The following is a 26,876-nucleotide window of genomic DNA, read 5'->3' as shown; positions in this document are numbered from 1 at the left end:
TTTGGATGCTTTTCTCATGACAATTACAAAAAATACGCTGCTGGCGGTGGTCTCCTCCGTCACGGCTTTTTCTGGATGGGCGCAAGACAACACGACAGCCACGAATGGCGATAACCTGGTGGTGACCGCCAACCGCTTCCCGCAGCCGGTTTCTTCCGTGCTGGCGCCGACTTCCATCGTCACCCGCAACGATATCGATCGCTGGCAGGCCAAGAGCCTGACCGACGTGATGCGCCGCCTGCCGGGCGTGGATATTTCGCAGAATGGCGGCCTGGGGCAACAAAGTTCGCTGTTTATTCGCGGCACCAACTCCAGCCATGTGCTGGTGCTAATTGACGGCATTCGTCTTAATCAGGCGGGCGTCAGCGGCTCTTCCGATCTCAGCCAAATCCCGATTTCGCTGGTGCAGAAAGTCGAATACATTCGCGGCCCGCGTTCGGCGGTGTACGGCTCCGACGCCATCGGCGGCGTGGTCAACATCATCACCACCCGCGAAAAGAACGGCACTACGCTCTCCGCAGGCGTCGGTTCCAACGGCTATCAGTCCTATGACGCGTCGACCCAGCAACAGCTTGGCGACAGCACCGTGGCGACGGTGGCAGGGAATTACACCTATACCAAAGGATATAATGTAGTGGCTAATTTGCCGGACAGCTTCGGCAATCCGGCGCAGCCTGACCGCGACGGTTTCATGAGCAAATCTCTGTATGGCGGCATTGAGCACAAGTTCAATGAGGCGTTCAGCGGCTTTGTTCGTGGCTATGGTTATGACAATCGCACGGCTTATGACGGTAATTACAGTTATGCGGATCCGGCACATTTGGATGCGTTGCCCGACACTCGCCAACTCTATAGCCAAAGTTGGGATAGCGGTCTGCGCTATCAGGACGGCATCTATGCTGCGCAGTTGATCGCGAGCTATAGCCATACCAAAGACTATAACTATGATCCCAAATACGGCCCTTATTCTGCATCTGCAACCCTGGATGATTCCACGCAATACAATGTGCAGTGGGGCAATACGTTCCAGGTTGCTCAAGGCCATATCAGTACGGGTGTCGATTGGCAGAATCAAAAAATCGAGCCGGGTACGGCTTACATCACTGATAGCAAGAGCCAACGTAATACCGGGCTTTATCTGACGGCGCAGCAACAAGTGGATGCCTTTACTTTGGAAGGTGCGGTGCGCGGTGACGATAACTCGCAGTTTGGTTGGCATGGTACTTGGCAAACCAGCGTGGCTTGGGAGTTTGTTGAGGGCTATCGTGCCATCGCGTCTTATGGTACTGCGTTTAAAGCGCCGAATTTGGGGCAACAGTACGGCAGCTTTGGCGGCAACCCAGATTTGAAACCGGAAGAAAGCAAACAGTGGGAAGGGGGATTTGAGGGGCTGACCGGCCCGGTTACCTGGCGCGTCACCGGTTATCGCAATGATATAGATAATCTGATCAGCTATGCATCAAGCGGTTCAGGTTCTGCCTATTACAATGTTAATCAGGCAAGGATTAAAGGTATTGAGGCAACGGCGTCTTTTGATACCGGCCCGTTGACGCACCAGATTGGCTATGACTATGTCGATCCTCGCAACGCCAAGACCAACGAAGTGCTGCTGCGCCGTGCCAAACAGCAGGTGAAATATGAGCTGGACTGGCAGTTGTATGACTTTGACTGGGCGGTAACCTACCAGTATCTGGGAGAGCGCTACGACGGTGATTACAGCGGCTACACTACGCGTACGGTTAAACTTGGCGGCGTGAGCCTGTGGGATCTCGCAGTTTCGTATCCGGTCACATCTCATCTGACAGTTCGTGGTAGAATTGCCAACCTGTTTGATAAAGATTATGAGACGGCCTATGGCTACGCTACTCCAGGAAGAGAATATTACCTCACTGGAAGCTATACCTTCTAACAGTACCGCCACACCTCGCCCGACGGTGCTGGTTTTCGATTCCGGCGTCGGCGGGCTGTCGGTATATCAGGAGATTCGGCAGTTGCTGCCGGATCTCCACTATATATACGCTTTCGACAACGTGGCGTTCCCCTACGGCGAGAAGTCCGAAGAGTTTATCGTTGAGCGCGTACTGGAGATTGTCGGCGCGGTGCAGCAGCGGCATCCTCTGGCGATTGTCGTCATTGCCTGCAACACCGCCAGCACCGTTTCCTTGCCGGCCCTGCGCGAGCGTTTCAGTTTCCCGGTCGTGGGCGTGGTGCCCGCCATCAAGCCTGCCGCCCGTCTTACCGTCAACGGCATTGTCGGCCTGTTGGCGACCCGCGGCACCGTACAGCGCAGCTACACCCACGAACTGATTTCCCGTTTTGCTACCGACTGCAAGATTGAACTGCTGGGCTCTTCAGAGCTGGTGGAGCTGGCGGAGGCCAAGCTGCACGGCGAAGCCGTGCCGTTGCCGGTGCTGAAGAAGATCCTGCATCCGTGGCTGAGCATGCGCGAGCCGCCGGATACCGTCGTGCTGGGCTGTACCCATTTCCCTCTATTAGCTGAAGAGCTGATGCAGGTGTTGCCGGAAGGCACCCGGCTGGTGGATTCCGGCGCAGCGATTGCCCGTCGTACCGCCTGGCTCATCTCGACGCAGGAAAATCTGGTCTCAAGCCAGGAAGAGAATCTGGCGTATTGCATGGCGTTAAATGAAGATACTGACGCTTTATTACCCGTTTTGCAGGGCTACGGCTTTAAATCGTTGAAAAAACTGCCACTTTAACGGTGTTTTGGTCAAACATTCAACGGTCGGAAAAAATATTGAAAATAGGGGTTGCGGCCCGCCGAGAACTCCCTATAATGCGCCTCCACTGACCGGGAACAACGACTGACAAGTCGCCGGGTCAGCGAGAAGAAAGCGAAATAAACGCTTGACTCTCAGGGCGAAAAGCGTAATATACGCAGCCCGCGCCGATGAGTTTCTCGGCACTGCTCTTTAACAATTTATCAGACAATCTGTGTGGGCACTCCACAAGACGATATCCAGCATCTTCGGATGCAAAAAAATATCAAGTCTTGAAGAGTGACTAACTGAAGTAAAATTCATGCAGTAAATCTTTGAGCATCGCTTCTCGAGTGGAAGCAAATCAAGCTTTTAATTGAAGAGTTTGATCATGGCTCAGATTGAACGCTGGCGGCAGGCTTAACACATGCAAGTCGAGCGGTAGCACAGGAGAGCTTGCTCTCTGGGTGACGAGCGGCGGACGGGTGAGTAATGTCTGGGAAACTGCCTGATGGAGGGGGATAACTACTGGAAACGGTAGCTAATACCGCATAACGTCGCAAGACCAAAGAGGGGGACCTTCGGGCCTCTTGCCATCAGATGTGCCCAGATGGGATTAGCTAGTAGGTGGGGTAATGGCTCACCTAGGCGACGATCCCTAGCTGGTCTGAGAGGATGACCAGCCACACTGGAACTGAGACACGGTCCAGACTCCTACGGGAGGCAGCAGTGGGGAATATTGCACAATGGGCGCAAGCCTGATGCAGCCATGCCGCGTGTGTGAAGAAGGCCTTCGGGTTGTAAAGCACTTTCAGCGAGGAGGAAGGTGGTGAACTTAATACGTTCATCAATTGACGTTACTCGCAGAAGAAGCACCGGCTAACTCCGTGCCAGCAGCCGCGGTAATACGGAGGGTGCAAGCGTTAATCGGAATTACTGGGCGTAAAGCGCACGCAGGCGGTTTGTTAAGTCAGATGTGAAATCCCCGGGCTCAACCTGGGAACTGCATTTGAAACTGGCAAGCTAGAGTCTCGTAGAGGGGGGTAGAATTCCAGGTGTAGCGGTGAAATGCGTAGAGATCTGGAGGAATACCGGTGGCGAAGGCGGCCCCCTGGACGAAGACTGACGCTCAGGTGCGAAAGCGTGGGGAGCAAACAGGATTAGATACCCTGGTAGTCCACGCTGTAAACGATGTCGATTTGGAGGTTGTGCCCTTGAGGCGTGGCTTCCGGAGCTAACGCGTTAAATCGACCGCCTGGGGAGTACGGCCGCAAGGTTAAAACTCAAATGAATTGACGGGGGCCCGCACAAGCGGTGGAGCATGTGGTTTAATTCGATGCAACGCGAAGAACCTTACCTACTCTTGACATCCAGAGAACTTAGCAGAGATGCTTTGGTGCCTTCGGGAACTCTGAGACAGGTGCTGCATGGCTGTCGTCAGCTCGTGTTGTGAAATGTTGGGTTAAGTCCCGCAACGAGCGCAACCCTTATCCTTTGTTGCCAGCGGTTCGGCCGGGAACTCAAAGGAGACTGCCAGTGATAAACTGGAGGAAGGTGGGGATGACGTCAAGTCATCATGGCCCTTACGAGTAGGGCTACACACGTGCTACAATGGCATATACAAAGAGAAGCGACCTCGCGAGAGCAAGCGGACCTCATAAAGTATGTCGTAGTCCGGATTGGAGTCTGCAACTCGACTCCATGAAGTCGGAATCGCTAGTAATCGTAGATCAGAATGCTACGGTGAATACGTTCCCGGGCCTTGTACACACCGCCCGTCACACCATGGGAGTGGGTTGCAAAAGAAGTAGGTAGCTTAACCTTCGGGAGGGCGCTTACCACTTTGTGATTCATGACTGGGGTGAAGTCGTAACAAGGTAACCGTAGGGGAACCTGCGGTTGGATCACCTCCTTACCTAAAGATATTAGTTCGAGTGGCGTGCTCACACAGATTGTCTGATGAAAAGTAACGAGCAAAGCGCTACCTGTTGATGCCATGAGTCATTCATGCTGATACGAACCGATTAAGTTATTCAGTTTAATCGGATTTTCGTGTCCCCATCGTCTAGAGGCCTAGGACACTGCCCTTTCACGGCTGTAACAGGGGTTCGAATCCCCTTGGGGACGCCATTCCGATAATGAGTGAAAGACATTATCACCGGTTAGCGATAACCGAAAAAATCTTAAAGATGACTTGCGAGTCATGTTTAAGATATTGCTCTTTAACAATCTGGAACAAGCTGAAAATTGAAACATGACGGCTGAAATTTATCCCTCCGTAGATGTACTGGGATGAAGAGTAACCTGTCATAGAGTCTCTCAAATGTTTGCAGCACGAACGATGGAAACATCTTCGGGTTGTGAGGTTAAGTGACTAAGCGTACACGGTGGATGCCTAGGCAGTCAGAGGCGATGAAGGGCGTGCTAATCTGCGAAAAGCGTCGGTAAGGTGATATGAACCGTTACAACCGGCGATACCCGAATGGGGAAACCCAGTGTGTTTCGACACACTATCATGTCATGAATACATAGTGGCATGAGGCGAACCGGGGGAACTGAAACATCTAAGTACCCCGAGGAAAAGAAATCAACCGAGATTCCCCCAGTAGCGGCGAGCGAACGGGGAGGAGCCCAGAACCTGAATCGGCTTGTGTGTTAGTGGAAGCGTCTGGAAAGTCGCGCAGCAAAGGGTGATAGCCCCGTACACTAAAATGCACAGGTCGTGAGTTCGATGAGTAGGGCGGGACACGTGACATCCTGTCTGAATATGGGGGGACCATCCTCCAAGGCTAAATACTCCTGACTGACCGATAGTGAACCAGTACCGTGAGGGAAAGGCGAAAAGAACCCCGGCGAGGGGAGTGAAATAGAACCTGAAACCGTGTACGTACAAGCAGTGGGAGCACCTTCGTGGTGTGACTGCGTACCTTTTGTATAATGGGTCAGCGACTTATATTTTGTAGCAAGGTTAACCGTATAGGGGAGCCGTAGGGAAACCGAGTCTTAACTGGGCGATTAGTTGCAAGGTATAGACCCGAAACCCGGTGATCTAGCCATGGGCAGGTTGAAGGTTGGGTAACACTAACTGGAGGACCGAACCGACTAATGTTGAAAAATTAGCGGATGACTTGTGGCTGGGGGTGAAAGGCCAATCAAACCGGGAGATAGCTGGTTCTCCCCGAAAGCTATTTAGGTAGCGCCTCGTGAACTCATCTTCGGGGGTAGAGCACTGTTTCGGCTAGGGGGCCATCCCGGCTTACCAAACCGATGCAAACTCCGAATACCGAAGAATGTTATCACGGGAGACACACGGCGGGTGCTAACGTCCGTCGTGAAGAGGGAAACAACCCAGACCGCCAGCTAAGGTCCCAAAGTCATGGTTAAGTGGGAAACGATGTGGGAAGGCATAGACAGCCAGGATGTTGGCTTAGAAGCAGCCATCATTTAAAGAAAGCGTAATAGCTCACTGGTCGAGTCGGCCTGCGCGGAAGATGTAACGGGGCTAAACCATGCACCGAAGCTGCGGCAGCGACGCTTAGGCGTTGTTGGGTAGGGGAGCGTTCTGTAAGCCGTTGAAGGTGGCCTGTGAGGGTTGCTGGAGGTATCAGAAGTGCGAATGCTGACATAAGTAACGATAAAGCGGGTGAAAAGCCCGCTCGCCGGAAGACCAAGGGTTCCTGTCCAACGTTAATCGGGGCAGGGTGAGTCGACCCCTAAGGCGAGGCTGAAAAGCGTAGTCGATGGGAAACAGGTTAATATTCCTGTACTTGGTGTTACTGCGAAGGGGGGACGGAGAAGGCTAGGCTAGCCGGGCGACGGTTGTCCCGGTTTAAGCGTGTAGGGGGTGTGACCTGGTAAATCCGGTTGCATACTAACCCTGAGGCGTGATGACGATGCACTACGGTGCAGAAGTAGTTGATGCCCTGCTTCCAGGAAAAGCCTCTAAGCTCCAGGTAACATTAAATCGTACCCCAAACCGACACAGGTGGTCAGGTAGAGAATACCAAGGCGCTTGAGAGAACTCGGGTGAAGGAACTAGGCAAAATGGTGCCGTAACTTCGGGAGAAGGCACGCTGGCATGTAGGTGAAGTCCCTTGCGGATGGAGCTGAAGCCAGTCGAAGATACCAGCTGGCTGCAACTGTTTAATAAAAACACAGCACTGTGCAAACACGAAAGTGGACGTATACGGTGTGACGCCTGCCCGGTGCTGGAAGGTTAATTGATGGGGTCAGCCGCAAGGCGAAGCTCTTGATCGAAGCCCCAGTAAACGGCGGCCGTAACTATAACGGTCCTAAGGTAGCGAAATTCCTTGTCGGGTAAGTTCCGACCTGCACGAATGGCGTAATGATGGCCAGGCTGTCTCCACCCGAGACTCAGTGAAATTGAACTCGCTGTGAAGATGCAGTGTACCCGCGGCAAGACGGAAAGACCCCGTGAACCTTTACTATAGCTTGACACTGAACATTGAGCCTTGATGTGTAGGATAGGTGGGAGGCTTTGAAGCGTGGACGCCAGTCTGCGTGGAGCCATCCTTGAAATACCACCCTTTAATGTTTGATGTTCTAACTCGGCCCCGTGATCCGGGGTGAGGACAGTGTCTGGTGGGTAGTTTGACTGGGGCGGTCTCCTCCCAAAGAGTAACGGAGGAGCACGAAGGTTAGCTAATCACGGTCGGACATCGTGAGGTTAGTGCAAAGGCATAAGCTAGCTTGACTGCGAGAGTGACGGCTCGAGCAGGTACGAAAGTAGGTCTTAGTGATCCGGTGGTTCTGAATGGAAGGGCCATCGCTCAACGGATAAAAGGTACTCCGGGGATAACAGGCTGATACCGCCCAAGAGTTCATATCGACGGCGGTGTTTGGCACCTCGATGTCGGCTCATCACATCCTGGGGCTGAAGTAGGTCCCAAGGGTATGGCTGTTCGCCATTTAAAGTGGTACGCGAGCTGGGTTTAGAACGTCGTGAGACAGTTCGGTCCCTATCTGCCGTGGGCGTTGGAAGATTGAGAGGGGTTGCTCCTAGTACGAGAGGACCGGAGTGAACGCACCACTGGTGTTCGGGTTGTCATGCCAATGGCATTGCCCGGTAGCTAAGTGCGGAAAAGATAAGCGCTGAAAGCATCTAAGCGCGAAACTTGCCTCAAGATGAGTCTTCCCTGGGCCTTTAAGGCCCCTGAAGGAACGTTTAAGACTAAGACGTTGATAGGCTGGGTGTGTAAGTGCAGCGATGCATTGAGCTAACCAGTACTAATGATCCGTGAGGCTTAACCTTACAACACCGAAGGTGTTTTTAGAGAGATTTTCAGCGAAGTTCCGAGATTGGTTCTGATGGCGACACGAGAGTGAAGCGGTTGGAATGAAACAGAATTTGCCTGGCGGCAATAGCGCGGTGGTCCCACCTGACCCCATGCCGAACTCAGAAGTGAAACGCCGTAGCGCCGATGGTAGTGTGGGGTCTCCCCATGCGAGAGTAGGACACTGCCAGGCATCAAATAAACGTTATCAGTGTGACGACTGGTAATGCGCAAATCGCAGAGCGCGAATTTGCCGGCATCGAGAGATGCGACGTAAAAGAATCGGTGGAGCGGTAGTTCAGTTGGTTAGAATACCTGCCTGTCACGCAGGGGGTCGCGGGTTCGAGCCCCGTCCGTTCCGCCACTTATTTAATTATGCCTGCTGATAAAGCAGGCATAATGTTAAGCGAGATTTAGGGGCGTAGCTCAGTTGGTAGAGCACCGGTCTCCAAAACCGGGTGTCGCGAGTTCGAGTCTCTCCGCCCCTGCCATATTAAGAACCCTTTGCGAAAGCAAAGGGTTTTTTTTTGCCTATTATTTCTCTTCTTTACCGTTTTGGAACAGATCTCATGGGCGCTATGTGCCGATGTTTACCCGATCCTGGTTGCTTCATGTTCCTCCGAACTCTGCCCTGCCGGCCTCCTGATTCTTATATCGTTTTGCATTATCTTCTCTCAGAAGGCGATGAGCGCGTTTTTGCGTGATAGACAGTCATTACCACGATGACGGCGTTTAAGGCCGTCATAACGCTTTAGGCTGCGGTATTTAAAGGTATTTTAAGTAATTGCCGAATCAAAGGCTGTTGATCGCTATTTTGCAACCAGACGGCATACAGCGGGCGGATAATCGGCGGGATCTCGGCGGCGGCCACCAGCTGTGGATACTCTTTTTCCCACTGGCTGGGCAGGAAAGCGCATCCGCCCGTGGTTTCCAACAGCTGACGCGTCAGGTGGGCAGAGGTGGTGGTAAGCACCGGCACGTTATCACCTTCCAACATGCGGTTTTCCTGTTGGTGGAAGTCGGCTCCCCATTCCAGCTTGATGTAGGGCATTGGGGCCTGTTTGTCACGATAAGCGGATGAGAACAGGCGTAATGAGAAATTGCTCAGCTGCTGGCTGGCCAACTCATCCATCTTCGGCGGTTCAGTGGTGATCAGTAAATCGAGCTGCCTTTCATGCAGTTGTTTTACCAAAGAGTGCCTTAATGCCACCCTGGCTTCTAGCTGCAGCGCCTCGCGTTGTTGATAGAGCGCTTGCAACCAGGGGGTCAGATAGGCCTCCCACAGCGAAGCGGTAGCGCCGATCGACAACTCGGTGTGTTGCAGCGAACGCACGACCTCCTTCTTCGCCAACTGCCAGGTGTTCATCAGGCTCTCGGCATAGGGCAGAAGCCGCTCGCCGGCAGGCGTCAGGCGGATATTATTGCGATGACGGGTAAATAAATTGGCGCCCAACTGGTTTTCTAACTGACGGATGCGGAAACTGACCGCGGATTGCGTTAAGTACAAAGATTCTGCGGCTCTGCCAAAGTGACGCGTTCTACTGACCTCCAAAAAGGTTTTCAGTAATTCGGTATCCACACCTATCTCCAAAAAAATTTGTCGTTAAGATTTAAATGTTTTGTTTTACACGCTGTCAAGCCTATCTAATACTCCGCGCCATAAACAGCACGGCCATAAGAGAATTAGGAGCGTGTCAGATGGCGGATAGCTTCACCACGACCAATCGTTTTTTTGATAATAAACATTACCCTCGCGGGTTCTCCCGTCACGGCGATTTCACCATTAAAGAGGCGCAATTGCTAGAGCGCTTCGGCTACGCGTTTAACGAGCTGGACTCGGGCAAACGCCAGCCAGCCACTGAAGAAGAACAGCTGTTCGTCGCAGTGTGCCGCGGTGAGCGCGAAGCGGCTACCGAGCAGGAAAAAGTATGGGCTAAATATCTGGCGCGCACACGTCGCCCGAAGAAATTCCATACTCTGTCAGGCGGTAAACCGCAGGCTGACGCTGTAGAAGATTACAGCGACAGCGAAGACTAAAGACGATGGGGCCTGCGGGCCCCATTTTCATTCCAGACTACGATGCAGTTGTAACAGCAACCGGTCCATACAGCGATAGCCCAGCGCTTCGCTGAGGTGGCATCTGTCGAGCTCAGCATCTCCCGCCAAATCCGCCAGCGTGCGCGCCACTTTCAAGATGCGCTGCCAGGCGCGAACCGATAACCCCAGCGCGTTTAATGTCGCTTCCAAAAACTCGGCGTCTGCCGCCTGCAGAACGCAATCTCGTTCCACTTCGCGGTTGCTCAACAGCGCGTTGACTTTACCGGCGCGTTCGAGCTGCCTGGCGCGTGCCTGTTGCACCCTTTTCCGCACTTGTTCGCTGCTTTCTCCATGCGTTTTCCGCTGACTGAGTGTACCCGGCGGCAACAGCGGGACTTCGATAGACAGATCGAAACGGTCGAGAAAAGGCCCTGACAGCCGGGCCAGATAGCGCAACACCTGCTGCGGTGAGGCGCGATTGTGCAACCCCTGATAATGCCCTGTCGGGCTGGGGTTCATTGCCGCGATCAGTTGTACTCTGGCGGGGAAACAGACCTTGGCGTTGGCGCGTGAAATCACGATCTCACCGGATTCCAACGGCTCACGCAGCGCATCCAGTACCTTACGCTCGAATTCCGGCAGTTCATCCAGAAACAGCACGCCGTTATGCGCCATCGAGATCTCACCCGGTCGCGGCAGTGAACCGCCGCCGACCAATGCCGCCATCGAGGCGCTGTGGTGCGGTGCGCGAAACGGCCTCTGGCGCCATGGTAGGGCAGCGGGAATGTGATGCTGCAAGCTGGCGACCGCCAGGCTTTCCAGCGCCTCATGCTCCGTGAGCGGTGGCAGTAGGCCCGTTAGGCGGCTGGCCAGCATGGTTTTACCGGTGCCGGGCGGCCCAATCAGCAATAGGTTATGCCCGCCGGCGGCGGCGATCTCCAGTGCCCGCTTGGCCTGCTCCTGGCCGATGATGTCGCGCAGATCGGCGCTGTCGCAGGCGGTGTCCGCAGCGGGAGGCGTGGCCGCCACCGGCAGTTCGCCCTGGCCGAGCAGAAAAGCGCAGACTTCCAACAGGTGCTGGGCGGTATGGGAGTGTGACTGCGCGATCAGGCCGACTTCGGCGGCGTTGTCCGTCGAGAGGATCAGTTGCCGCCCGGCATCAGCCGCCGCCAGCGCCGCCGGGATCGCGCCCCTGACCGCGCGCAGTGAGCCGGACAGCGCGAGCTCGCCAAGAAACTCGTAGCGCGCCAACGGTGCGAGGGGTAATTGCTCGGAGGCGGCGAGGATCGCCAGCGCTATCGGCAGATCGTAACGTCCGCCTTCTTTCGGCAGATCGGCGGGGGCCAAATTAACGGTGATGCGCCGGGCGGGAAAGGTGAAACCGTTGTTGATCAGGGCGCTGCGCACCCGATCGCGCGCCTCTTTTACCGTGGTTTCCGGCAGGCCGACCAGCGTCAGGCCGGGCAGGCCATTGCTGATATGCACCTCCACCGTCACGGAAGGGGCCTGAACGCCGATGATGGCGCGGCTATAGATTACCGCCAGTGACATGTCGCTCTCCTTGCTGAGGGCGACATGATGCGCGATTCATCCTGGCATTGCGCGACATTATTGGTGATTTTTCCATGAATTTCGCAGCCTAATCGCAGATTTTCATCTCAGTAAATGAGATTGTGCGAGCCGCCTCGCAACCTGCGGCAATACCCATTAACAATTCGCTGAAGGCTGCAACATATTAGCGGCCCATACGCATTGCAACCATAGGGTTAACGGGTGTATTTAACAATTGATTAAAAGAAAAATCACTTCTTTAACAAACCCCGACCGCCGCCGCATTCTGCCCGGCAGCCGCTAAACCTCCTGACTTCGTACTCTACGGTAGGGATAACACTATGTTTGGTTGGACCCCGCTGCAACGCAACGCGGCAATCGCCAGCTTTTCAAGCTGGACGCTCGACGCTTTCGATTTTTTCGTGTTGGTATTCTTACTTAGCGACATCGCGCAATCCTTTCACGTCGGCCTGGAACAGGTCACGCTGGCGATTCTGCTCACGCTGGCGGTGCGCCCGATCGGCGCGCTGATCTTCGGGCGTGCGGCGGAAAAATATGGCCGTAAGCCGATCCTGATGTTGAATATTGTCTTCTTCTCGGTGTTTGAGCTGCTCTCCGCCGCTGCGCCCTCGCTGACGGTCTTCTTGCTGTTGCGGGTGTTGTACGGCGTTGCGATGGGCGGCATCTGGGGCGTGGCGTCGTCGTTGGCGATGGAAACCATACCGGACCGCTCACGCGGCCTGATGTCGGGCATTTTCCAGGCCGGCTATCCGTTCGGTTATCTGCTGGCGGCGGTGGTGTACGGCCTGCTGTTCGAAACGGTCGGCTGGCGCGGAATGTTCGTTATCGGCGCGGCGCCGATCCTGCTGCTGCCGTTTATTTATTATTGCGTGCAGGAGTCGCCGGTGTGGCTGGCGGCGCGTGAACGCAAAGAAAGCACCGCCTTGCTGCCGGTATTGAAGAGCCACTGGAAGCTGTGCTGCTATCTGGTGCTGTTGATGGCGGCGTTCAATTTCTTCTCCCACGGCACACAGGATCTGTATCCGGTATTTTTGAAAGTTCAGCACGGTTTCGATCCAAAAACCGTCAGTATTATCGCTATTAGCTACAATATCGCGTCAATTATCGGCGGCGTCTTCTTCGGTTCGTTATCGGAAAAGATCGGCCGCAAAAAAGCGATCATCATCGCCGCGTTGCTGGCGCTGCCGGTGATCCCGCTGTGGGCGTTTTCCAGCGGCTCACTGATGCTGGGGATCGGCGCTTTCCTGATGCAGTTCATGGTGCAGGGCGCTTGGGGCGTGATACCGACCTACCTGACCGAATTGGTGCCGGCCAACACGCGCGCGGTGCTGCCGGGGTTTGTGTACCAGCTGGGTAACCTCATCGCCTCGGTCAACGCCACGCTGCAGGCGACCATCGCCGAACATCATGGTCAGAACTATGGCCTGGCGATGGCGATCGTCGCCGGTTCGGTGGCGGTGGCGATCGCCCTGTTGGTGTTCTTCGGCAAGGATACGCGCGGCAAGGCGATCACCGACGCGGTGAAAAATCCGGACATGCGCGCCAACGTGTGAAATCCGGGCGATTAGCGTGAGGTATGACCAGATTGCGCCGAATAATAACGCAAAAAAAGTGTTGTCATGCCGCGCGCGACTATGGTACCTCTGTAAGCATTAGTTCTGAATGAGCACAGTGAACAAACCCATTATGAAAGCCTTTGCCCAAGTGATTAGCCTAGTCGTGATTAGCGTGGTGGTGATTATTATCCCACCGTGCGGGGCTGCACTTGGACGAAGAAAGGCTTAGCAAACAAGCCGGAATCGCAAGAGAACCCCCGCACCGTCAGGTCCGGGGGTTTTTTATTGGCAAGAGAAAAGTGGAGCAAGAGGCAGAGCATGAAAAACAGAACAAAATCCTGCGGTTGTCGAAGTAAGGCGGGGAAATAACTATGAATGGCGCTCAGTGGGTAGTTCAAGCGTTGCGTGCGCAGGGTGTGGATACCGTATTCGGCTATCCGGGTGGGGCAATCATGCCGGTGTACGATGCGCTGTACGACGGCGGTGTGGAACACCTGCTGTGCCGCCATGAACAGGGCGCCGCGATGGCCGCCATCGGCTACGCTCGCGCCACCGGCAAAGTCGGCGTTTGCATCGCCACCTCCGGCCCTGGCGCCACCAACCTGATCACTGGCCTGGCTGATGCGCTGCTCGATTCCGTTCCCGTTGTCGCCATCACCGGTCAGGTGGGTTCCGCGCTGATCGGCACCGATGCCTTTCAGGAGATCGATGTTCTCGGCCTGTCTCTGGCCTGCACCAAGCACAGCTTCCTGGTGGAGTCGCTGGACGCCTTGCCGGGCATCATGGCGGAAGCCTTTGCCATCGCTGCGGGCGGCCGTCCCGGCCCGGTGCTGATCGATATCCCGAAAGACATCCAGCTGGCGCAGGGCGACTTGCACCCGCATCTGATGCCGGTCGACGAAGCGCCGATGTTCCCGGCGACGGCGTTGGCAGAAGCGGCCGAGCTGCTGGCGCAGGCGCACAAACCGATGCTGTACGTCGGCGGCGGCGTGGGCATGGCGCAGGCGGTGCCGGCACTGCGTGAATTTATCGCCGTGACCCGTATGCCGAACGTCGCCACCCTGAAGGGACTGGGCGCGCCGGATGCGCAAGATCCGCTGTACCTCGGCATGTTGGGCATGCACGGTACCAAGGCTGCCAACCTGGCGGTACAGGCGTGCGATTTGCTGATTGCCGTCGGCGCGCGTTTCGATGATCGCGTGACCGGCAAACTGAACGCCTTCGCACCGCATGCCAAAGTGATCCACATGGATATCGACCCGGCGGAAATGAGCAAGCTGCGCCAGGCGCATGTCGCCCTTCAGGGCGATTTGAAAACGTTGCTGCCGGCGTTGCAGCGCCCGCTGAACATCGCCGCCTGGCAGCAGCAGGTGACGGCGCTGAAAGCCGAGCACGCCTGTCGCTACGATCACCCCGGCCAGCCGATCTACGCGCCGCTGTTCTTGCGCCAGCTGTCCGCCCGCAAGCCGGCCAACAGCGTGGTGACCACCGACGTGGGGCAGCACCAGATGTGGAGCGCGCAACACATGACGTTCGAACGCCCGGAGAATTTCATCACCTCCAGCGGCCTCGGCACCATGGGGTTCGGCGTGCCGGCGGCGGTAGGGGCCCAGATCGCGCGCCCGCAAGATACGGTGATCTGCGTCTCGGGCGATGGCTCCTTCATGATGAACGTGCAGGAGCTGGGCACCATCAAGCGCAAACAGCTGCCGCTGAAGATCGTGCTGCTGGACAACCAGCGCCTCGGAATGGTGCGTCAATGGCAGCAGCTGTTCTTCGACGGTCGCTACAGCGAAACCAACCTGTCCGATAACCCCGACTTCCTGATGCTGGCCGCCGCCTTCGGCATTCCCGGCCAGCGCATCAGCCGCAAGGATCAGGTGGAGGGCGCGCTCGAGGCGCTGTTCAACACCGAAGGCCCTTATCTGCTGCAGGTCTCTATCGACGAACTCGAAAACGTCTGGCCGCTGGTGCCGCCGGGCGCCGGCAACGAAACCATGTTGGAGGAAATATCATGATGCAGCATCAACTCTCGATCCAGGCGCGTTTTCGCCCCGAAATGTTAGAGCGCGTATTGCGGGTCGTGCGTCATCGCGGCTTTCAGGTTTGTGCTATGAATATGGTTTCCCCGGCCAACGCCGACAGCATCAATATCGAATTGACCGTTGCCAGCCCGCGTCCGGTCGCCCTGTTGTCATCTCAGTTAAGCAAACTGCTGGACGTCTCCTGCGTCGAGATCCAGCAGCCAACATCACAACAAATACGCGCCTGAGGCGCCGAGAAGGATAAATAACAATGACAAAGAAAGCCGATTACATTTGGTTCAATGGTGAGATGGTTCCTTGGGCCGAGGCCAAAGTGCACGTGATGTCGCACGCGCTGCATTACGGCACGTCGGTGTTTGAAGGCGTACGCTGCTACGACTCGCACTTGGGGCCGGTGGTATTCCGTCATCGCGAGCATATGCAGCGTCTGCACGATTCGGCGAAAATCTACCGTATGCCGGTTTCGCAAAGCGTCGATGAGCTGATGGAAGCCTGCCGCGCCACGCTGCGCAAGAACAACCTGGTCAGCGCGTATATTCGCCCGCTGGTGTTCGTCGGTGATGTTGGCATGGGCGTCAACCCGCCGGCCGGTTACAAAACGGACGTGATTATCGCGGCGTTTCCTTGGGGCGCTTATCTGGGTGAAGAGGCGCTGGATCAAGGCATCGACGCGATGGTCTCCTCCTGGCACCGCGTCGCACCAAACACGATCCCCACTGCGGCCAAGGCTGGCGGCAACTATCTTTCCTCTCTGCTGGTGGGCAGCGAAGCGCGTCGCCACGGCTATCAGGAAGGCATTGCGCTCGACGTCCACGGTTACATTTCCGAAGGGGCGGGCGAGAACCTGTTTGAAGTGAAAGACGGCGTGATTTACACCCCGCCGTTTACCTCTTCGGCGCTGCCGGGCATCACCCGCGACGCGATCATCAAGCTGGCGAAAGACATGGGCTTCGAAGTGCGTGAGCAGGTGCTGTCGCGCGAATCGCTGTACCTGGCCGACGAAGTGTTCATGTCCGGCACCGCGGCGGAAATCACGCCGGTGCGCAGCGTGGACGGCATTCAGGTCGGCATCGGCAAATGCGGCCCGGTGACCAAACAGATCCAACAGGCGTTCTTCGGCCTGTTCAGTGGCAAGACAGAAGACAAATACGGCTGGCTGGATCCGGTAAATCCGTAACGACAAGACAGACAGATAAGAATATCCAGGCGGTTCGTTCGCCGCCTGTCATAAATACATTTGGAGTGAAAAGAGCATGCCTAAGTACCGTTCCGCCACCACCACCCACGGCCGCAATATGGCGGGTGCCCGCGCATTGTGGCGCGCGACCGGGATGACCGACGCCGATTTCGGTAAGCCGATCATCGCCGTGGTCAACTCCTTTACCCAGTTCGTGCCGGGCCACGTGCATCTGCGCGATCTGGGCAAACTGGTTGCCGAACAGATCGAAGCCTCCGGCGGCGTGGCCAAAGAGTTCAACACCATCGCGGTGGATGACGGCATCGCCATGGGCCACGGCGGCATGCTCTATTCCCTGCCTTCGCGCGAGCTGATCGCCGACTCGGTCGAATACATGGTGAACGCCCACTGCGCCGACGCGATGGTGTGCATCTCCAACTGCGACAAAATCACCCCGGGCATGCTGATGGCGGCGTTGCGCCTGAATATTCCGGTGATCTTCGTCTCCGGCGGCCCGATGGAAGCCGGCAAAACCAAACTCTCCAACCAGATTATCAAACTGGATCTGGTGGACGCGATGATCCAGGGCGCTAACCCGAACGTCAGCGACGCCGACAGCGAGCAGATCGAGCGTTCCGCCTGCCCGACCTGCGGCTCCTGCTCCGGCATGTTCACCGCCAACTCGATGAACTGCCTGACTGAGGCGCTGGGCCTGTCGCAGCCGGGCAACGGCTCGCTGTTGGCCACTCATGCCGATCGCAAAGCGCTGTTCCTCAACGCCGGCAAGCGCATCGTCGAGCTGACCAAACGCTATTACGAGCAGGACGACGAGCGCGCGCTGCCGCGCAACATCGCCAACAAGGCGGCGTTTGAGAACGCCATGACGCTGGACATCGCCATGGGCGGCTCGACCAACACCGTGCTGCACCTGCTGGCTTCGGCGCAGGAAGGCGAGGTGGACTTCACCATGGAAGACATCGATCGCCTGTCGCGCAAAGTGCCGCATCTGTGCAAGGTGGCGCCGAGCACGCAGAAATACCATATGGAAGACGTGCACCGCGCCGGCGGCGTAATCGGCATCCTCGGCGAGCTGGATCGCGCCGGCTTGCTGAACCGCGAGGTGAACAACGTGCTGGGGCTGACCCTGCCGCAGACGCTGGAAGCCTACGACGTGATGCTGACCCGCGACGAAAGCGTCAAGAAAATGTACTCCGCCGGGCCGGCTGGTATCCGCACCACGCAGGCATTTTCGCAGGATTGCCGTTGGGATTCGCTGGACACCGACCGCAAAGAGGGTTGCATCCGTACCCGCGAGCACGCCTACAGTCAGGACGGCGGGTTGGCGGTGCTGTACGGCAACCTGGCGGAAAACGGCTGTATCGTCAAAACCGCCGGCGTAGACAAGGAAATCCTCACTTTCCGCGGCCCTGCCAAAGTCTATGAAAGCCAGGATGATGCGGTAGAAGCGATCCTCGGCGGCAAAGTGGTGGCGGGCGACGTGGTCGTTATCCGTTACGAAGGGCCGAAAGGCGGGCCGGGCATGCAGGAAATGCTTTACCCAACCACATATCTGAAATCGATGGGGCTGGGCAAGGCGTGCGCGTTGATCACCGACGGGCGTTTCTCCGGCGGCACCTCCGGGCTGTCCATCGGCCACGCCTCGCCGGAGGCGGCCAACGGCGGCCTGATCGCCCTGGTGCAGGACGGCGACATGATCGCGATCGACATTCCTCATCGCGGCATCCAACTGGATGTCAGCGAGCAGGAGCTGGCGGCGCGGCATGAGGCGGAACTGGCGCGCGGCGATGCGGCCTGGACGCCGAAAAACCGTGAACGTCAGGTGTCCTTCGCGCTGCGCGCCTACGCCTCGTTGGCCACCAGCGCCGACAAAGGCGCGGTGCGCGACAAGAGCAAACTGGGGGGATAAGCAGCATGGCGGTCTCTCAACCCCTACCCAGCGCCCCCTGCGGCGCGGAATATCTGCGAGCGGTACTGCGCTCGCCGGTCTACGAGGTGGCGCAGGTCACCCCGTTGCAAGCCATGAGCAAAATTTCTTCGCGCCTCGGCAACACCATTTTGGTGAAGCGCGAAGATCGCCAGCCGGTGCACAGCTTCAAGCTGCGCGGGGCCTATGCGATGATCGCCGGGCTGGACGAAGAGCAGAAGGCGCGCGGCGTCGTAACGGCTTCGGCCGGCAACCACGCGCAGGGCGTCGCCTTCTCCGGTAAACGGCTGGGCATCAAAACGCTGATCGTGATGCCGGTGTCCACCGCGGACATCAAGGTGGATGCGGTGCGCGGTTTCGGCGGCGAAGTGCTGCTGCACGGCGCCAATTTCGACGAGGCGAAAGCGAAGGCGATCGAGCTTTCCCAACAGCAAGGAATGACCTTCGTGCCGCCGTTCGATCACCCGACGGTGATCGCCGGCCAGGGCACGTTGGCGATGGAGCTGCTGCAGCAAGACGCGCATCTTGATCGCGTCTTCGTGCCGGTCGGCGGCGGCGGCCTGGCTGCCGGGGTGGCAGTGCTGATCAAGCAACTGATGCCGCAGATCAAAGTGATTGGCGTCGAAGCGGAAGACTCCGCCTGCCTGCGCGCGGCGCTGGATGCCGGCCATCCGGTGGATCTGGCGCGCGTCGGGCTGTTCGCCGAAGGCGTGGCGGTGAAGCGCATCGGCGACGAAACCTTCCGCCTGTGCCGTGAGTATCTGGACGACGTGATCACCGTGGACAGCGACGCTATCTGCGCGGCGGTCAAAGATCTGTTCGAGGACGTGCGTGCGATTGCTGAACCTTCCGGCGCGCTGGCGCTGGCGGGGCTGAAAAAGTACGTCCAGCAGCACAACATTCAGGGTGAGCGTCTGGCGCACGTGCTGTCCGGTGCCAACCTCAACTTCCATGGGCTGCGCTACGTTTCCGAACGTTGCGAACTGGGCGAACAACGCGAAGCGCTGTTGGCGGTAACCATTCCGGAACAGCAGGGCAGCTTCCTCAAGTTCTGCCAGCTGCTGGGCGGCCGCTCGGTGACCGAATTCAACTACCGCTACGCCGATGCCGACAACGCCTGTATTTTTGTCGGTGTGCGCCTGACGCGTGGGCACGCCGAAAGGCGGGAAATCATCGACGAGCTCAACGCTGACGGTTATCAGGTGGTGGATCTGTCGGATGACGAGATGGCCAAGCTGCACGTGCGCTACATGGTGGGCGGGCGTCCGTCGAAGCCGCTGCGTGAACGGCTGTACAGCTTTGAGTTTCCGGAGTCGCCGGGCGCGCTGCTGAAGTTCCTGCAGACGCTGGGTACGCACTGGAACATTTCGCTGTTCCACTATCGCAGCCACGGCACCGACTTCGGCCGGGTGCTGGCGGCCTTCGAACTGGCGCAAACCGAGCCGGAATTCGAGCGGCACCTGCAGGCGCTGGGCTACGATTGCCACGACGAAACCGACAACCCGGCGTTCCGCTTCTTTTTGCAGGGGTGAGTCGGATTGATAAGCAACCGTGACGCGTTAGTCAGTTTATGGGTTGCATGGTTGTGATTTTGTCGTGCATTTTTATACTGCCAAGACTTCTGACGTATAGGGATGCACGACAATGAAAACCGCTTTTTCTACGCCGTTCGGTTCCCCCGAAGACGATTTGACCAACGCCGAGTTTGCCCGCCTGTTGGGCAATACCGGCGTACAAGAATTCTATCGCGATATTAATCTGCAAGCCTTGCAGGACTCGCTGGACTGCAGCCTCGCCTTTCATGGGGTGGGCATTATTTTTTCCGACGGGCAGAACTCATTTTTAGTCCGCCCGACGCAGCACACCGGTTACTCGAACGCTTCGCAGGTTACCCACGTGGTCATCAGCAAAACGGTGGCTCATACTTCACGCGTTGCCGCGACCAATACGTTGTCGGAAGCGTTGAGCAAACCCAGCGTCAGCAAAGAGTTGGCCTCGGCCGCGCTGTCGTGCGGAACGCTGCTGGTATCGGTGTTTTTACTGGCGTCGGGCAGCGTCGCCGTGCCGTTTACCGGCGGCACCAGCTCTGCGGTGGCTTATCTGGGCTATGCCGGCATGGCCGCCAGCGCGTTGCAGTGCGGCAATGGGCTGTACCGCGTCAACAAGCTTTATGACGGGAAAGGCGATGAACTGGCTCAGCTCGACTCAGAACAGTGGTATATCGCCACCAGTACCGTGCTCGATGTGATCTCGCTGGCCAGTGCCGGGGCTGCCCTGAAGGAAGCGGCGATGACCTACCGCGCCATGCGCCGCATTTCGGCGCGCAAGGCGACGGAATGGCTGAAAAGCATGCCCCGTAGCGAAAGGAAGCGGCTGACCGAAAACATCATTCGGGCGGAAAATCCGGGAATTTCCAATAACGTCTTGAAAGAGATGGTGAAGAACGGCTTATACCCGAAGCGCTACCCGACGGAAGCGATCCAAAACGGGCTGCGCCAGCAATTGCATTCGGCGCTCAATAACTCATTGACGTTCGTGGGCAGCGGCATCAGCGGCACCCTGTCTGCGCCGGTGAATGTGAAAACCACCGGGCAGTATTTTGTGGGCATTATGCAGAAATTGCCGCAGATGGTGAGGTAATGGCGGACTGGATGATTAAACGCCTGATCGCGCAGGGCCGGGAGATGGAACGCCAAATCGCGGCGCGCGATCGCGCGCTTTTCGCCGGCGTGGATGCGCCGCTCGAGCAGCATTTCCTGACGCCGGGCCAGCGGCTGTCGCCGCCGGGCGTCGGCAATGTCATGTTGCTGATGGTATGCCTGACGCTGGGGCTGGCGGGCGTGATGGGCCTGGCCACGGACGTGGCGGCCGCCTGGAGCGGCAAGACTTCCGCCGCCGTTCTCATGTGCAGCGGCGCGATCGTGGCGGTGTGGATGACGTTGATCCTGTTCCAACTGGTGCAGGGTAAAAACAGCGGGGTAGTATTGTTGCAATATTACCTTGGCATGCTCGGCCTGTTTTGCCTTGGCGCCGTGGCGGCGTGGGCGGCGGGGACGACCGGCATCGCCACTGTCGCCATGCTGCTGGGGGGCGTGGTTGGCGGTGCGCTATTCAGCAACCGGGCGGCGTTCTATCTCTATGTCGCTTATTTTCGCACGCGTCGGCGCGTATTTATCAAACGCCGTTGGCAGAGAGAAGATCTGCGCAACACCCGATAAACCGTCAGAACGGAAAAACTTATGACGCAACCCTTCTCCGGCTTTAGCCAGCAGGGTCTGAATTTCCTGCAGCAGGTGCGGATCGAGAACGATAAGGCGTGGTTCGACGGCAACCGCGACATCTACGATCGCGAGCTGCTGGCGCCGTTTCGCGCGCTGGTGGAGCAGCTGGCTCCCGGCATGCTGGCGATCGATCCGCTGTTCGAGACTCGCCCGGCTATCGGCAAAACGCTGTCGCGCATTCATCGCGATACGCGCTTTTCACATGACAAATCGCGCTACCGCAGCCGCATGTGGCTGACGTTCAAGCGCCCGAGCAAAGACTGGAAAGACGCGCCGGTCTACTTTTTCGAACTGGGGCCGGACATGCTGCGCTATGGGCTCGGCTACTACAGCGCCAACAAGCCGACCATGGATCTGTTCCGCCATACGCTGAGGCAGCGGCCGCAGCCTTTCCTTGAGGTGGCCGCCTGCTGCCGGCCGCCATTCGAGCTGGTGGGCGAAAGCTACAAGCGCCCGCTGGTTAAGGAGCAGGCGGCGGAGATCGCCACCTGGTACAACCGCAAATCGTTCGCGGTGATGGTGACTGACAGCGAAGTGGAAAAGCTGTTCAGCGCCGAACTGGCGCCGCTGCTGGCCGGGGCATTTTTGCAGCTTGAGCCGCTCTACCACTGGCTGATGCAGGTAGAGGCGATGAAGCAGGTCGATCCGGCGGACCTTTAAAAGCCCCGCGTTAGCGGGGATGCAGCAAGCGCCAAAAGGCATCGATCAGCGGATCGCTGAGGCGCTTTTTCTGGACGCAGACCCCCAGCTCGAACGGTTCGACCATCGAGATGTTATCCAGCTGCGAGATGCGGTTGCGTACCGGCTCTGGGCTATTGTCCACCACCACGCTCGGGATCAGTGCGATGCCGCAGCCCAGAGCGACCATCGACACGATGGCTTCGTGGCCGCCGACGGTGGCGTAAATCAGCGGATTGCTGATGCGGTGGCGGCGGAACCACAGCTCGATGCGTTTTCGCGAAGGGCCGTGCTCCGGCAGGATGAACGGGATTTCGGTCCAGTCGGGCTTGTCGGCGAACGCCTGGCTGCGCACCGCGCAGGGCAGCGCCGGCGCGATCAGCACCAGCGGAATTTCGCCGATTTTGGTGAACGCCACGCTGGTGGGCAGCGTTTCCGGCCGGCCGGCGATGCCGAGATCGGCCTCGTTGGATTGCACCTTGTCGACCGCATCGGCAGCGTCGCCGGTGGTCAGCTTAATCTCAACCAGCGGGTGCTGAGCGCGGAAGCGATCGAGGATCGGTGGCAGGTGGCTGTACGCCGCGGTCACCGAGCAGAACAGCCGCAGTTCGCCGCTCAGCGAAGGGCCGTGCTGGCCGAGCGAGTGCTTCAGCTGCTGATACTGCAGCAGCGTTTGCTGGGCGAATTCTTTCAGCTGTTCGCCGGCGTCGGTCAGCTGCACGGTGCGGTTATCGCGCAGGAACAGCGGCTGCCCGAGGATCTCTTCCAGCCGCTGGATCTGGCGGGAGAGCGTCGACGGGCTGACGTGCATCGCCTTGGCGGTGCGCCCGAAGTGATGGCTTTCGGCCAGATGCAGGAACAGCTTTAAATCACGTAAATCCATATCGATGCGCTCGCAGTGAGAGTGTTGCAAAAATTGCAATGTCACGTTCTCAATATATCAATTTAAGCAACGCATTTCCTGTTATACATTGAGTTTAACGAATCTCCGCACAGACAGGGCGGGGAATGAAAATAACAATGCAAGACAACATCAAACCGGAGTACCACCATGGCTAACTATTTCAACACATTGAACCTGCGTCAGCAGTTGGCGCAATTGGGTAAATGCCGCTTTATGGCGCGCGACGAATTTGCTGACGAAGCCGGCTACCTGAAAGGTAAAAAAGTGGTGATTGTCGGCTGTGGCGCCCAGGGTCTGAACCAGGGGCTGAACATGCGCGATTCCGGTCTGGACGTTGCCTATGCCCTGCGCAAAGAAGCGATCGACGAGAAGCGCGCTTCCTGGCGCAAGGCGACCGAAAACGGCTTTAAGGTCGGCACCTACGAAGACCTGATCCCGCAGGCGGATCTGGTGGTCAACCTGACCCCGGACAAGCAGCACTCTTCCGTGGTGCGTGCGGTGCAGCCGCTGATGAAAGACGGCGCTGCGCTGGGTTACTCCCACGGCTTCAACATCGTTGAAGTGGGTGAGCAGGTGCGTAAAGACATCACCGTGGTGATGGTCGCGCCGAAATGCCCGGGCACCGAAGTGCGCGAAGAGTACAAACGCGGCTTTGGCGTGCCGACCCTGATTGCGGTTCACCCGGAAAACGATCCGAAAGGCGAAGGCATGGCGATCGCCAAGGCCTGGGCGGCGGCGACCGGCGGCCACCGCGCCGGCGTGCTGGAGTCCTCCTTCGTCGCCGAAGTGAAATCCGACCTGATGGGCGAGCAGACCATTCTGTGCGGCATGCTGCAGGCGGGTTCGCTGCTGTGCTTCGACAAGCTGGTTGCTGAGGGAACCGATCCGGCTTACGCCGAGAAACTGATTCAGTTCGGCTGGGAAACCATCACCGAAGCGCTGAAGCAGGGCGGTATCACCCTGATGATGGATCGCCTGTCCAACCCGGCCAAGCTGCGTGCCTATGCGCTGTCCGAACAGCTGAAAACCATCATGGCGCCGCTGTTCCAGAAGCACATGGACGACATCATCTCCGGCGCTTTCTCGAGCGGCATGATGGCCGACTGGGCGGAAGACGATGTGAAATTGCTGACCTGGCGCGAAGAGACCGGCAAAACCGCGTTCGAGAATGCGCCGCAGTTTGAAGGAAAAATCAGCGAGCAAGAGTACTTCGATCACGGCGTGCTGATGGTGGCGATGGTGAAAGCGGGCGTTGAGCTGGCGTTCGAAACCATGGTCGATGCCGGCATCATCGAAGAGTCGGCTTACTACGAGTCGCTGCACGAGCTGCCGTTGATCGCCAACACCATTGCGCGTAAGCGTTTGTATGAAATGAACGTGGTCATCTCCGATACCGCAGAGTACGGCAACTACCTGTTCGCCAACGCGGCGGTGCCGTTGCTGAAGGACTTCATGACCACCCTGCAGGCGGGCGATTTGGGTAAAGCCGCGGCGGGTACGGCGGTGGACAACGCGCAGCTGCGCGACGTGAACGAAGCGGTGCGCAGCCACCCTATCGAAACCGTCGGCCGCAAACTGCGTGGCTACATGACCGACATGAAACGCATCGCCGTTGCGGGCTGATTTTCCGCAAGGCAAATAACAAAACGCCGGCTGCGATGCCGGCTTTTTTTATGCCTCCGGCATGACCGCGGCGGGAATGATGGCGCCGCGATGTTGGATCACCGTCGCGGCAAGCCGGTGGCCGCGCTGAGCCGCCTGCCGGGCGCTGCCGCCGTTCAGGCGTTCCGCCAGATAACCGGCGCTGAAAGAGTCGCCCGCCGCGGTGGTATCCACCACGCGCTCCGGCGGCAGCGTGATCGCCGGTACCTCAAGCCGCTCTCCCTCCACGCTGAATACCAGGCAGGCATCCGCGCCGCGTTTGATCACGATCTCACCGACGCCGAGCGCCTGCGTGCGTGCCACCACCTGTTCAACCGGCTGTGCGCCCCACAGCAGCTCTTCGTCATCCAGCGTCAGGAAGGCGATGTCGGTGCAGGCCAGCACCTCACGGTAGGCCTGCTGCGTTTCCTCATGGCTGGGCCACAGGCGCGGGCGATAGTTGTTATCGAAGATAACCTGGCCGCCGTTGGCGCGGCAGCGGCGCAGCAGCGCCAGCAACTTCGCGCGGTCGGCAGGCGCGAGGATCGCCAGGCTAATGCCGCTGAGGTACAGGTAATCGAACTGCGCCAGCCGGGCGCACAGTGCCTCGGCCTGGGGGCCCGCCAGCCAATACCGGGCGGCGGCGTCGTTGCGCCAGTAGTAAAAGGTGCGTTCGCCGGCGGCGTCGGTTTCGATCACGTACAGGCCTGGCAGTTTGTTTTCCAACTGCTGAATCAGCCCGGTCTCGATCTTCTCTTGCCGCCAGGCCTGCAGCATCTCGCCGCTGAAGCTGTCGGTGCCGAGTGCGGTGACGTAATGCACCTGCAGCGCCTGTTCCGGCATTTGGCGGGCGAGGTAGACGGCGGTGTTGAGGGTATCGCCGCCAAAGCCGCGCGTCAGCTGCGCACCCTGCTGCGACAGTTCGATCATGCATTCGCCGATCACGGCGAGATTTCGGATAGACATCGTCAATAAGCCCTGGCTAAAGAAGAAGCAACAACCGCCAGTCTCCATGCAAGGCGGTGGGGTAGTCAATAAATTAAAACAGTGTTTTGATTTTTTATGATCGCGATCGGCCCATGCCAAAACAGGGTGAAGAAGAAACCGTGCGGCAATTCGTGCTTAAAGTTTTACGCGACGCGGCCGATAAGTTGGGTAAAGAAACAGCGGCAGCGCTCTCACTTCCCCGCCACGGCGATAGTACCGATGATAACCAACCTGATCTCGGGTCTGCTGGCGCCCTGTTTTGCCCTCTATGCCTGCGCCAAATCGCGGCGCTACTGGCGGCAATGCCGGCGCTTGTATACCTTCCAGCCGATTTATCGCACCAGCGGCGCGTTGCTGGCGGTGGAACTGCTGACGGCGGTATATCACCCGAATGAGCCGGACAAACGACAATCCCCCGAACAGTATTTCGCCTCGCTCGGCGTCGCACAGCGTTTGCGGGTGATCCAGGAGCAGCTGGCGCTGTTGCAGCGCTGGCAGGCGTTGTTCATTCGCCACGCGGTGATGGTGTCAGTCAATATCGACGGTATGGCGCTGCAAGCGTTGCAGCGCCATAGCGAGCTGCAACGGCAGATCGCCGAGATGCCCTATCTGCGCTTCGAGCTGGTGGAGCACGCCGAAACGGCGTCAAACCGCCCGTTGCAGCAGATTGTCGGCGGCGAACGGCTGTGGCTGGACGATTTCGGCAGCGGGCTGGCCAACTTCTCCGCCGTCGGCGCCTGGCGCTATCAATACATCAAGGTGGCGCGCGAGTTGTTCACCTTGCTTAAACAGTCTGAAGAGGGCGTACAGTTGCTCGGCACCCTGATCAAGATGATGAACCAGCACAGCGACGGGGTGATCGTTGAAGGCGTGGAAACCGAGCAGGAGTGGCGGCTGGTGCAGCGTTCCGGCGCGTTGGCTGCGCAGGGTTACTATCTTTCCCGCCCTGCGCGCTTTGAAACTCTGCACAGCGTACCGACGTTGTTCGCCGCGCCCGGCGCGCCGGCGTGAACTCCGGCCTATCCTCAGCTAGGCTTAAACG

Annotated in this window: 19 protein-coding genes, 3 tRNA genes and 3 rRNA genes; 21 read left to right on the top strand and 4 right to left on the bottom strand. The window is 57.9% G+C overall.

Features of this window, described 5'->3' with window-relative positions:
* Nucleotides 1-16 precede the first annotated feature (16 nt).
* The 8 genes from btuB (at nucleotide 17) to QDT79_RS03585 (ending at nucleotide 8,502) form a co-directional block, all read left to right on the top strand.
* Nucleotides 17-1,909, top strand: coding sequence for a TonB-dependent vitamin B12 receptor BtuB (btuB, locus tag QDT79_RS03620; protein ID WP_107228018.1), 1,893 nt, complete (start codon nucleotides 17-19; stop codon nucleotides 1,907-1,909).
* The gene (gene murI, locus QDT79_RS03615; RefSeq protein WP_107228017.1) at nucleotides 1,854-2,717 is read left to right on the top strand and encodes a glutamate racemase; all 864 of its coding nucleotides are present in this window, start codon (nucleotides 1,854-1,856) and stop codon (nucleotides 2,715-2,717) included. Before btuB ends, murI begins: the two co-directional genes overlap by 56 nt.
* A gap of 373 nt (nucleotides 2,718-3,090) precedes the next feature.
* Nucleotides 3,091-4,632 (top strand): 16S ribosomal RNA (locus QDT79_RS03610).
* A 139-nt stretch (nucleotides 4,633-4,771) separates the two neighbouring features.
* Nucleotides 4,772-4,847 (top strand) — tRNA-Glu (locus tag QDT79_RS03605).
* Nucleotides 4,848-5,081: 234 nt separating this feature from the next.
* Nucleotides 5,082-7,989, top strand: a 23S ribosomal RNA gene (locus QDT79_RS03600).
* A gap of 99 nt (nucleotides 7,990-8,088) precedes the next feature.
* Nucleotides 8,089-8,204, top strand: a 5S ribosomal RNA gene (gene rrf / locus QDT79_RS03595).
* Together the 16S, 23S and 5S rRNA genes with 3 tRNA genes alongside form the textbook arrangement of a ribosomal RNA operon.
* A gap of 94 nt (nucleotides 8,205-8,298) precedes the next feature.
* Nucleotides 8,299-8,375: transfer RNA gene (locus QDT79_RS03590), tRNA-Asp, on the top strand.
* A gap of 51 nt (nucleotides 8,376-8,426) precedes the next feature.
* Nucleotides 8,427-8,502 (top strand) — tRNA-Trp (locus QDT79_RS03585).
* Nucleotides 8,503-8,762: 260 nt separating this feature from the next.
* Here QDT79_RS03585 and hdfR read toward each other — a convergent pair.
* On the bottom strand, nucleotides 8,763-9,590 hold the full coding sequence (gene hdfR, locus QDT79_RS03580) for an HTH-type transcriptional regulator HdfR (RefSeq protein ID WP_063990789.1): 828 nt from the start codon (nucleotides 9,588-9,590) through the stop codon (nucleotides 8,763-8,765).
* Between the two features lie 119 nt (nucleotides 9,591-9,709).
* Here hdfR and QDT79_RS03575 point away from each other — a divergent pair, with 119 nt between their 5' ends.
* Entirely contained in the window at nucleotides 9,710-10,048 is a 339-nt protein-coding gene (locus QDT79_RS03575; protein WP_004929946.1) for a MaoP family protein, read from the top strand.
* A 27-nt stretch (nucleotides 10,049-10,075) separates the two neighbouring features.
* Here QDT79_RS03575 and QDT79_RS03570 read toward each other — a convergent pair whose 3' ends face one another.
* Nucleotides 10,076-11,599, bottom strand: a complete 1,524-nt coding sequence (locus tag QDT79_RS03570) for a YifB family Mg chelatase-like AAA ATPase (RefSeq protein WP_107228014.1) — start codon at nucleotides 11,597-11,599, stop codon at nucleotides 10,076-10,078.
* Between the two features lie 341 nt (nucleotides 11,600-11,940).
* On the opposite strand from QDT79_RS03570, the gene QDT79_RS03565 reads away from it, so the two are divergent.
* From QDT79_RS03565 to QDT79_RS03520, 10 genes are all read left to right on the top strand, one after another.
* On the top strand, nucleotides 11,941-13,173 hold the full coding sequence (locus QDT79_RS03565) for an MFS transporter (protein WP_063990791.1): 1,233 nt from the start codon (nucleotides 11,941-11,943) through the stop codon (nucleotides 13,171-13,173).
* A gap of 133 nt (nucleotides 13,174-13,306) precedes the next feature.
* The gene (gene ilvL, locus QDT79_RS03560; protein WP_013814970.1) at nucleotides 13,307-13,405 is read left to right on the top strand and encodes an ilv operon leader peptide; all 99 of its coding nucleotides are present in this window, start codon (nucleotides 13,307-13,309) and stop codon (nucleotides 13,403-13,405) included.
* A gap of 142 nt (nucleotides 13,406-13,547) precedes the next feature.
* Entirely contained in the window at nucleotides 13,548-15,194 is a 1,647-nt protein-coding gene (gene ilvG, locus QDT79_RS03555) for an acetolactate synthase 2 catalytic subunit (RefSeq protein ID WP_063990792.1), read from the top strand.
* Nucleotides 15,191-15,448, top strand: a complete 258-nt coding sequence (gene ilvM / locus QDT79_RS03550) for an acetolactate synthase 2 small subunit (protein ID WP_038874702.1) — start codon at nucleotides 15,191-15,193, stop codon at nucleotides 15,446-15,448. Before ilvG ends, ilvM begins: the two co-directional genes overlap by 4 nt.
* A gap of 23 nt (nucleotides 15,449-15,471) precedes the next feature.
* Nucleotides 15,472-16,398, top strand: a complete 927-nt coding sequence (locus tag QDT79_RS03545; RefSeq protein WP_033636413.1) for a branched-chain amino acid transaminase — start codon at nucleotides 15,472-15,474, stop codon at nucleotides 16,396-16,398.
* 76 nt (nucleotides 16,399-16,474) lie between these two features.
* A complete protein-coding gene (ilvD, locus tag QDT79_RS03540) occupies nucleotides 16,475-18,325 on the top strand; it encodes a dihydroxy-acid dehydratase (RefSeq protein WP_063990793.1) in 1,851 nt (616 codons plus the stop codon).
* A gap of 5 nt (nucleotides 18,326-18,330) precedes the next feature.
* Nucleotides 18,331-19,875, top strand: a complete 1,545-nt coding sequence (gene ilvA, locus QDT79_RS03535) for a threonine ammonia-lyase, biosynthetic (RefSeq protein ID WP_033654502.1) — start codon at nucleotides 18,331-18,333, stop codon at nucleotides 19,873-19,875.
* A 112-nt stretch (nucleotides 19,876-19,987) separates the two neighbouring features.
* Entirely contained in the window at nucleotides 19,988-20,983 is a 996-nt protein-coding gene (ssp4, locus tag QDT79_RS03530) for an Ssp4 family T6SS effector (protein ID WP_063990795.1), read from the top strand.
* The gene (ssi4, locus tag QDT79_RS03525; protein WP_107228013.1) at nucleotides 20,983-21,561 is read left to right on the top strand and encodes an immunity protein Sip4; all 579 of its coding nucleotides are present in this window, start codon (nucleotides 20,983-20,985) and stop codon (nucleotides 21,559-21,561) included. Before ssp4 ends, ssi4 begins: the two co-directional genes overlap by 1 nt.
* Nucleotides 21,562-21,582: 21 nt before the next feature.
* Nucleotides 21,583-22,284: a DUF2461 domain-containing protein gene (locus QDT79_RS03520; protein ID WP_063990797.1), complete on the top strand. Its 702-nt coding sequence runs from the start codon at nucleotides 21,583-21,585 to the stop codon at nucleotides 22,282-22,284.
* 10 nt (nucleotides 22,285-22,294) lie between these two features.
* Here QDT79_RS03520 and ilvY read toward each other — a convergent pair whose 3' ends face one another.
* Nucleotides 22,295-23,185 (bottom strand): HTH-type transcriptional activator IlvY, encoded by an 891-nt coding sequence (gene ilvY, locus QDT79_RS03515; RefSeq protein WP_063990808.1) that lies wholly within the window; start codon nucleotides 23,183-23,185, stop codon nucleotides 22,295-22,297.
* Nucleotides 23,186-23,353: 168 nt separating this feature from the next.
* Between ilvY and ilvC the strand changes: the two genes are divergently transcribed.
* The gene (gene ilvC, locus QDT79_RS03510; protein ID WP_038874693.1) at nucleotides 23,354-24,829 is read left to right on the top strand and encodes a ketol-acid reductoisomerase; all 1,476 of its coding nucleotides are present in this window, start codon (nucleotides 23,354-23,356) and stop codon (nucleotides 24,827-24,829) included.
* Between the two features lie 48 nt (nucleotides 24,830-24,877).
* On the opposite strand, the gene kdgK is transcribed toward ilvC, so the two are convergent.
* On the bottom strand, nucleotides 24,878-25,813 hold the full coding sequence (gene kdgK, locus QDT79_RS03505; RefSeq protein WP_308316213.1) for a 2-dehydro-3-deoxygluconokinase: 936 nt from the start codon (nucleotides 25,811-25,813) through the stop codon (nucleotides 24,878-24,880).
* A gap of 240 nt (nucleotides 25,814-26,053) precedes the next feature.
* Here kdgK and pdeH point away from each other — a divergent pair, with 240 nt between their 5' ends.
* Nucleotides 26,054-26,845: a cyclic-guanylate-specific phosphodiesterase gene (gene pdeH / locus QDT79_RS03500; protein ID WP_308316212.1), complete on the top strand. Its 792-nt coding sequence runs from the start codon at nucleotides 26,054-26,056 to the stop codon at nucleotides 26,843-26,845.
* Nucleotides 26,846-26,876 lie beyond the last annotated feature (31 nt).

Origin of the sequence: Serratia marcescens, from assembly GCF_029846115.1 — a bacterium.
Lineage (GTDB): Bacteria > Pseudomonadota > Gammaproteobacteria > Enterobacterales > Enterobacteriaceae > Serratia > Serratia marcescens_L.
Note: the sequence above shows the minus strand (reverse complement) of the source record. Positions and strands in the feature narration are given on the sequence as shown.

Excerpts from the sequence above, each read along its gene's own strand:
- QDT79_RS03545 (WP_033636413.1), top strand. The coding sequence starts at position 15,472 with ATGACAAAGAAAGCCGATTACATTTGGTTCAATGGTGAGATGGTTCCT.
- ilvL (WP_013814970.1), top strand. The coding sequence starts at position 13,307 with ATGAAAGCCTTTGCCCAAGTGATTAGCCTAGTCGTGATTAGCGTGGTG.
- ilvD (WP_063990793.1), top strand. The coding sequence starts at position 16,475 with ATGCCTAAGTACCGTTCCGCCACCACCACCCACGGCCGCAATATGGCG.
- QDT79_RS03575 (WP_004929946.1), top strand. The coding sequence starts at position 9,710 with ATGGCGGATAGCTTCACCACGACCAATCGTTTTTTTGATAATAAACAT.
- ssi4 (WP_107228013.1), top strand. The coding sequence starts at position 20,983 with ATGGCGGACTGGATGATTAAACGCCTGATCGCGCAGGGCCGGGAGATG.
- ilvG (WP_063990792.1), top strand. The coding sequence starts at position 13,548 with ATGAATGGCGCTCAGTGGGTAGTTCAAGCGTTGCGTGCGCAGGGTGTG.
- murI (WP_107228017.1), top strand. The coding sequence starts at position 1,854 with ATGGCTACGCTACTCCAGGAAGAGAATATTACCTCACTGGAAGCTATA.
- QDT79_RS03570 (WP_107228014.1), bottom strand. The coding sequence starts at position 11,599 with ATGTCACTGGCGGTAATCTATAGCCGCGCCATCATCGGCGTTCAGGCC.
- kdgK (WP_308316213.1), bottom strand. The coding sequence starts at position 25,813 with ATGTCTATCCGAAATCTCGCCGTGATCGGCGAATGCATGATCGAACTG.
- btuB (WP_107228018.1), top strand. The coding sequence starts at position 17 with ATGACAATTACAAAAAATACGCTGCTGGCGGTGGTCTCCTCCGTCACG.
- ilvM (WP_038874702.1), top strand. The coding sequence starts at position 15,191 with ATGATGCAGCATCAACTCTCGATCCAGGCGCGTTTTCGCCCCGAAATG.
- ilvY (WP_063990808.1), bottom strand. The coding sequence starts at position 23,185 with ATGGATTTACGTGATTTAAAGCTGTTCCTGCATCTGGCCGAAAGCCAT.
- QDT79_RS03520 (WP_063990797.1), top strand. The coding sequence starts at position 21,583 with ATGACGCAACCCTTCTCCGGCTTTAGCCAGCAGGGTCTGAATTTCCTG.
- ilvC (WP_038874693.1), top strand. The coding sequence starts at position 23,354 with ATGGCTAACTATTTCAACACATTGAACCTGCGTCAGCAGTTGGCGCAA.
- ssp4 (WP_063990795.1), top strand. The coding sequence starts at position 19,988 with ATGAAAACCGCTTTTTCTACGCCGTTCGGTTCCCCCGAAGACGATTTG.
- QDT79_RS03565 (WP_063990791.1), top strand. The coding sequence starts at position 11,941 with ATGTTTGGTTGGACCCCGCTGCAACGCAACGCGGCAATCGCCAGCTTT.
- pdeH (WP_308316212.1), top strand. The coding sequence starts at position 26,054 with ATGATAACCAACCTGATCTCGGGTCTGCTGGCGCCCTGTTTTGCCCTC.
- ilvA (WP_033654502.1), top strand. The coding sequence starts at position 18,331 with ATGGCGGTCTCTCAACCCCTACCCAGCGCCCCCTGCGGCGCGGAATAT.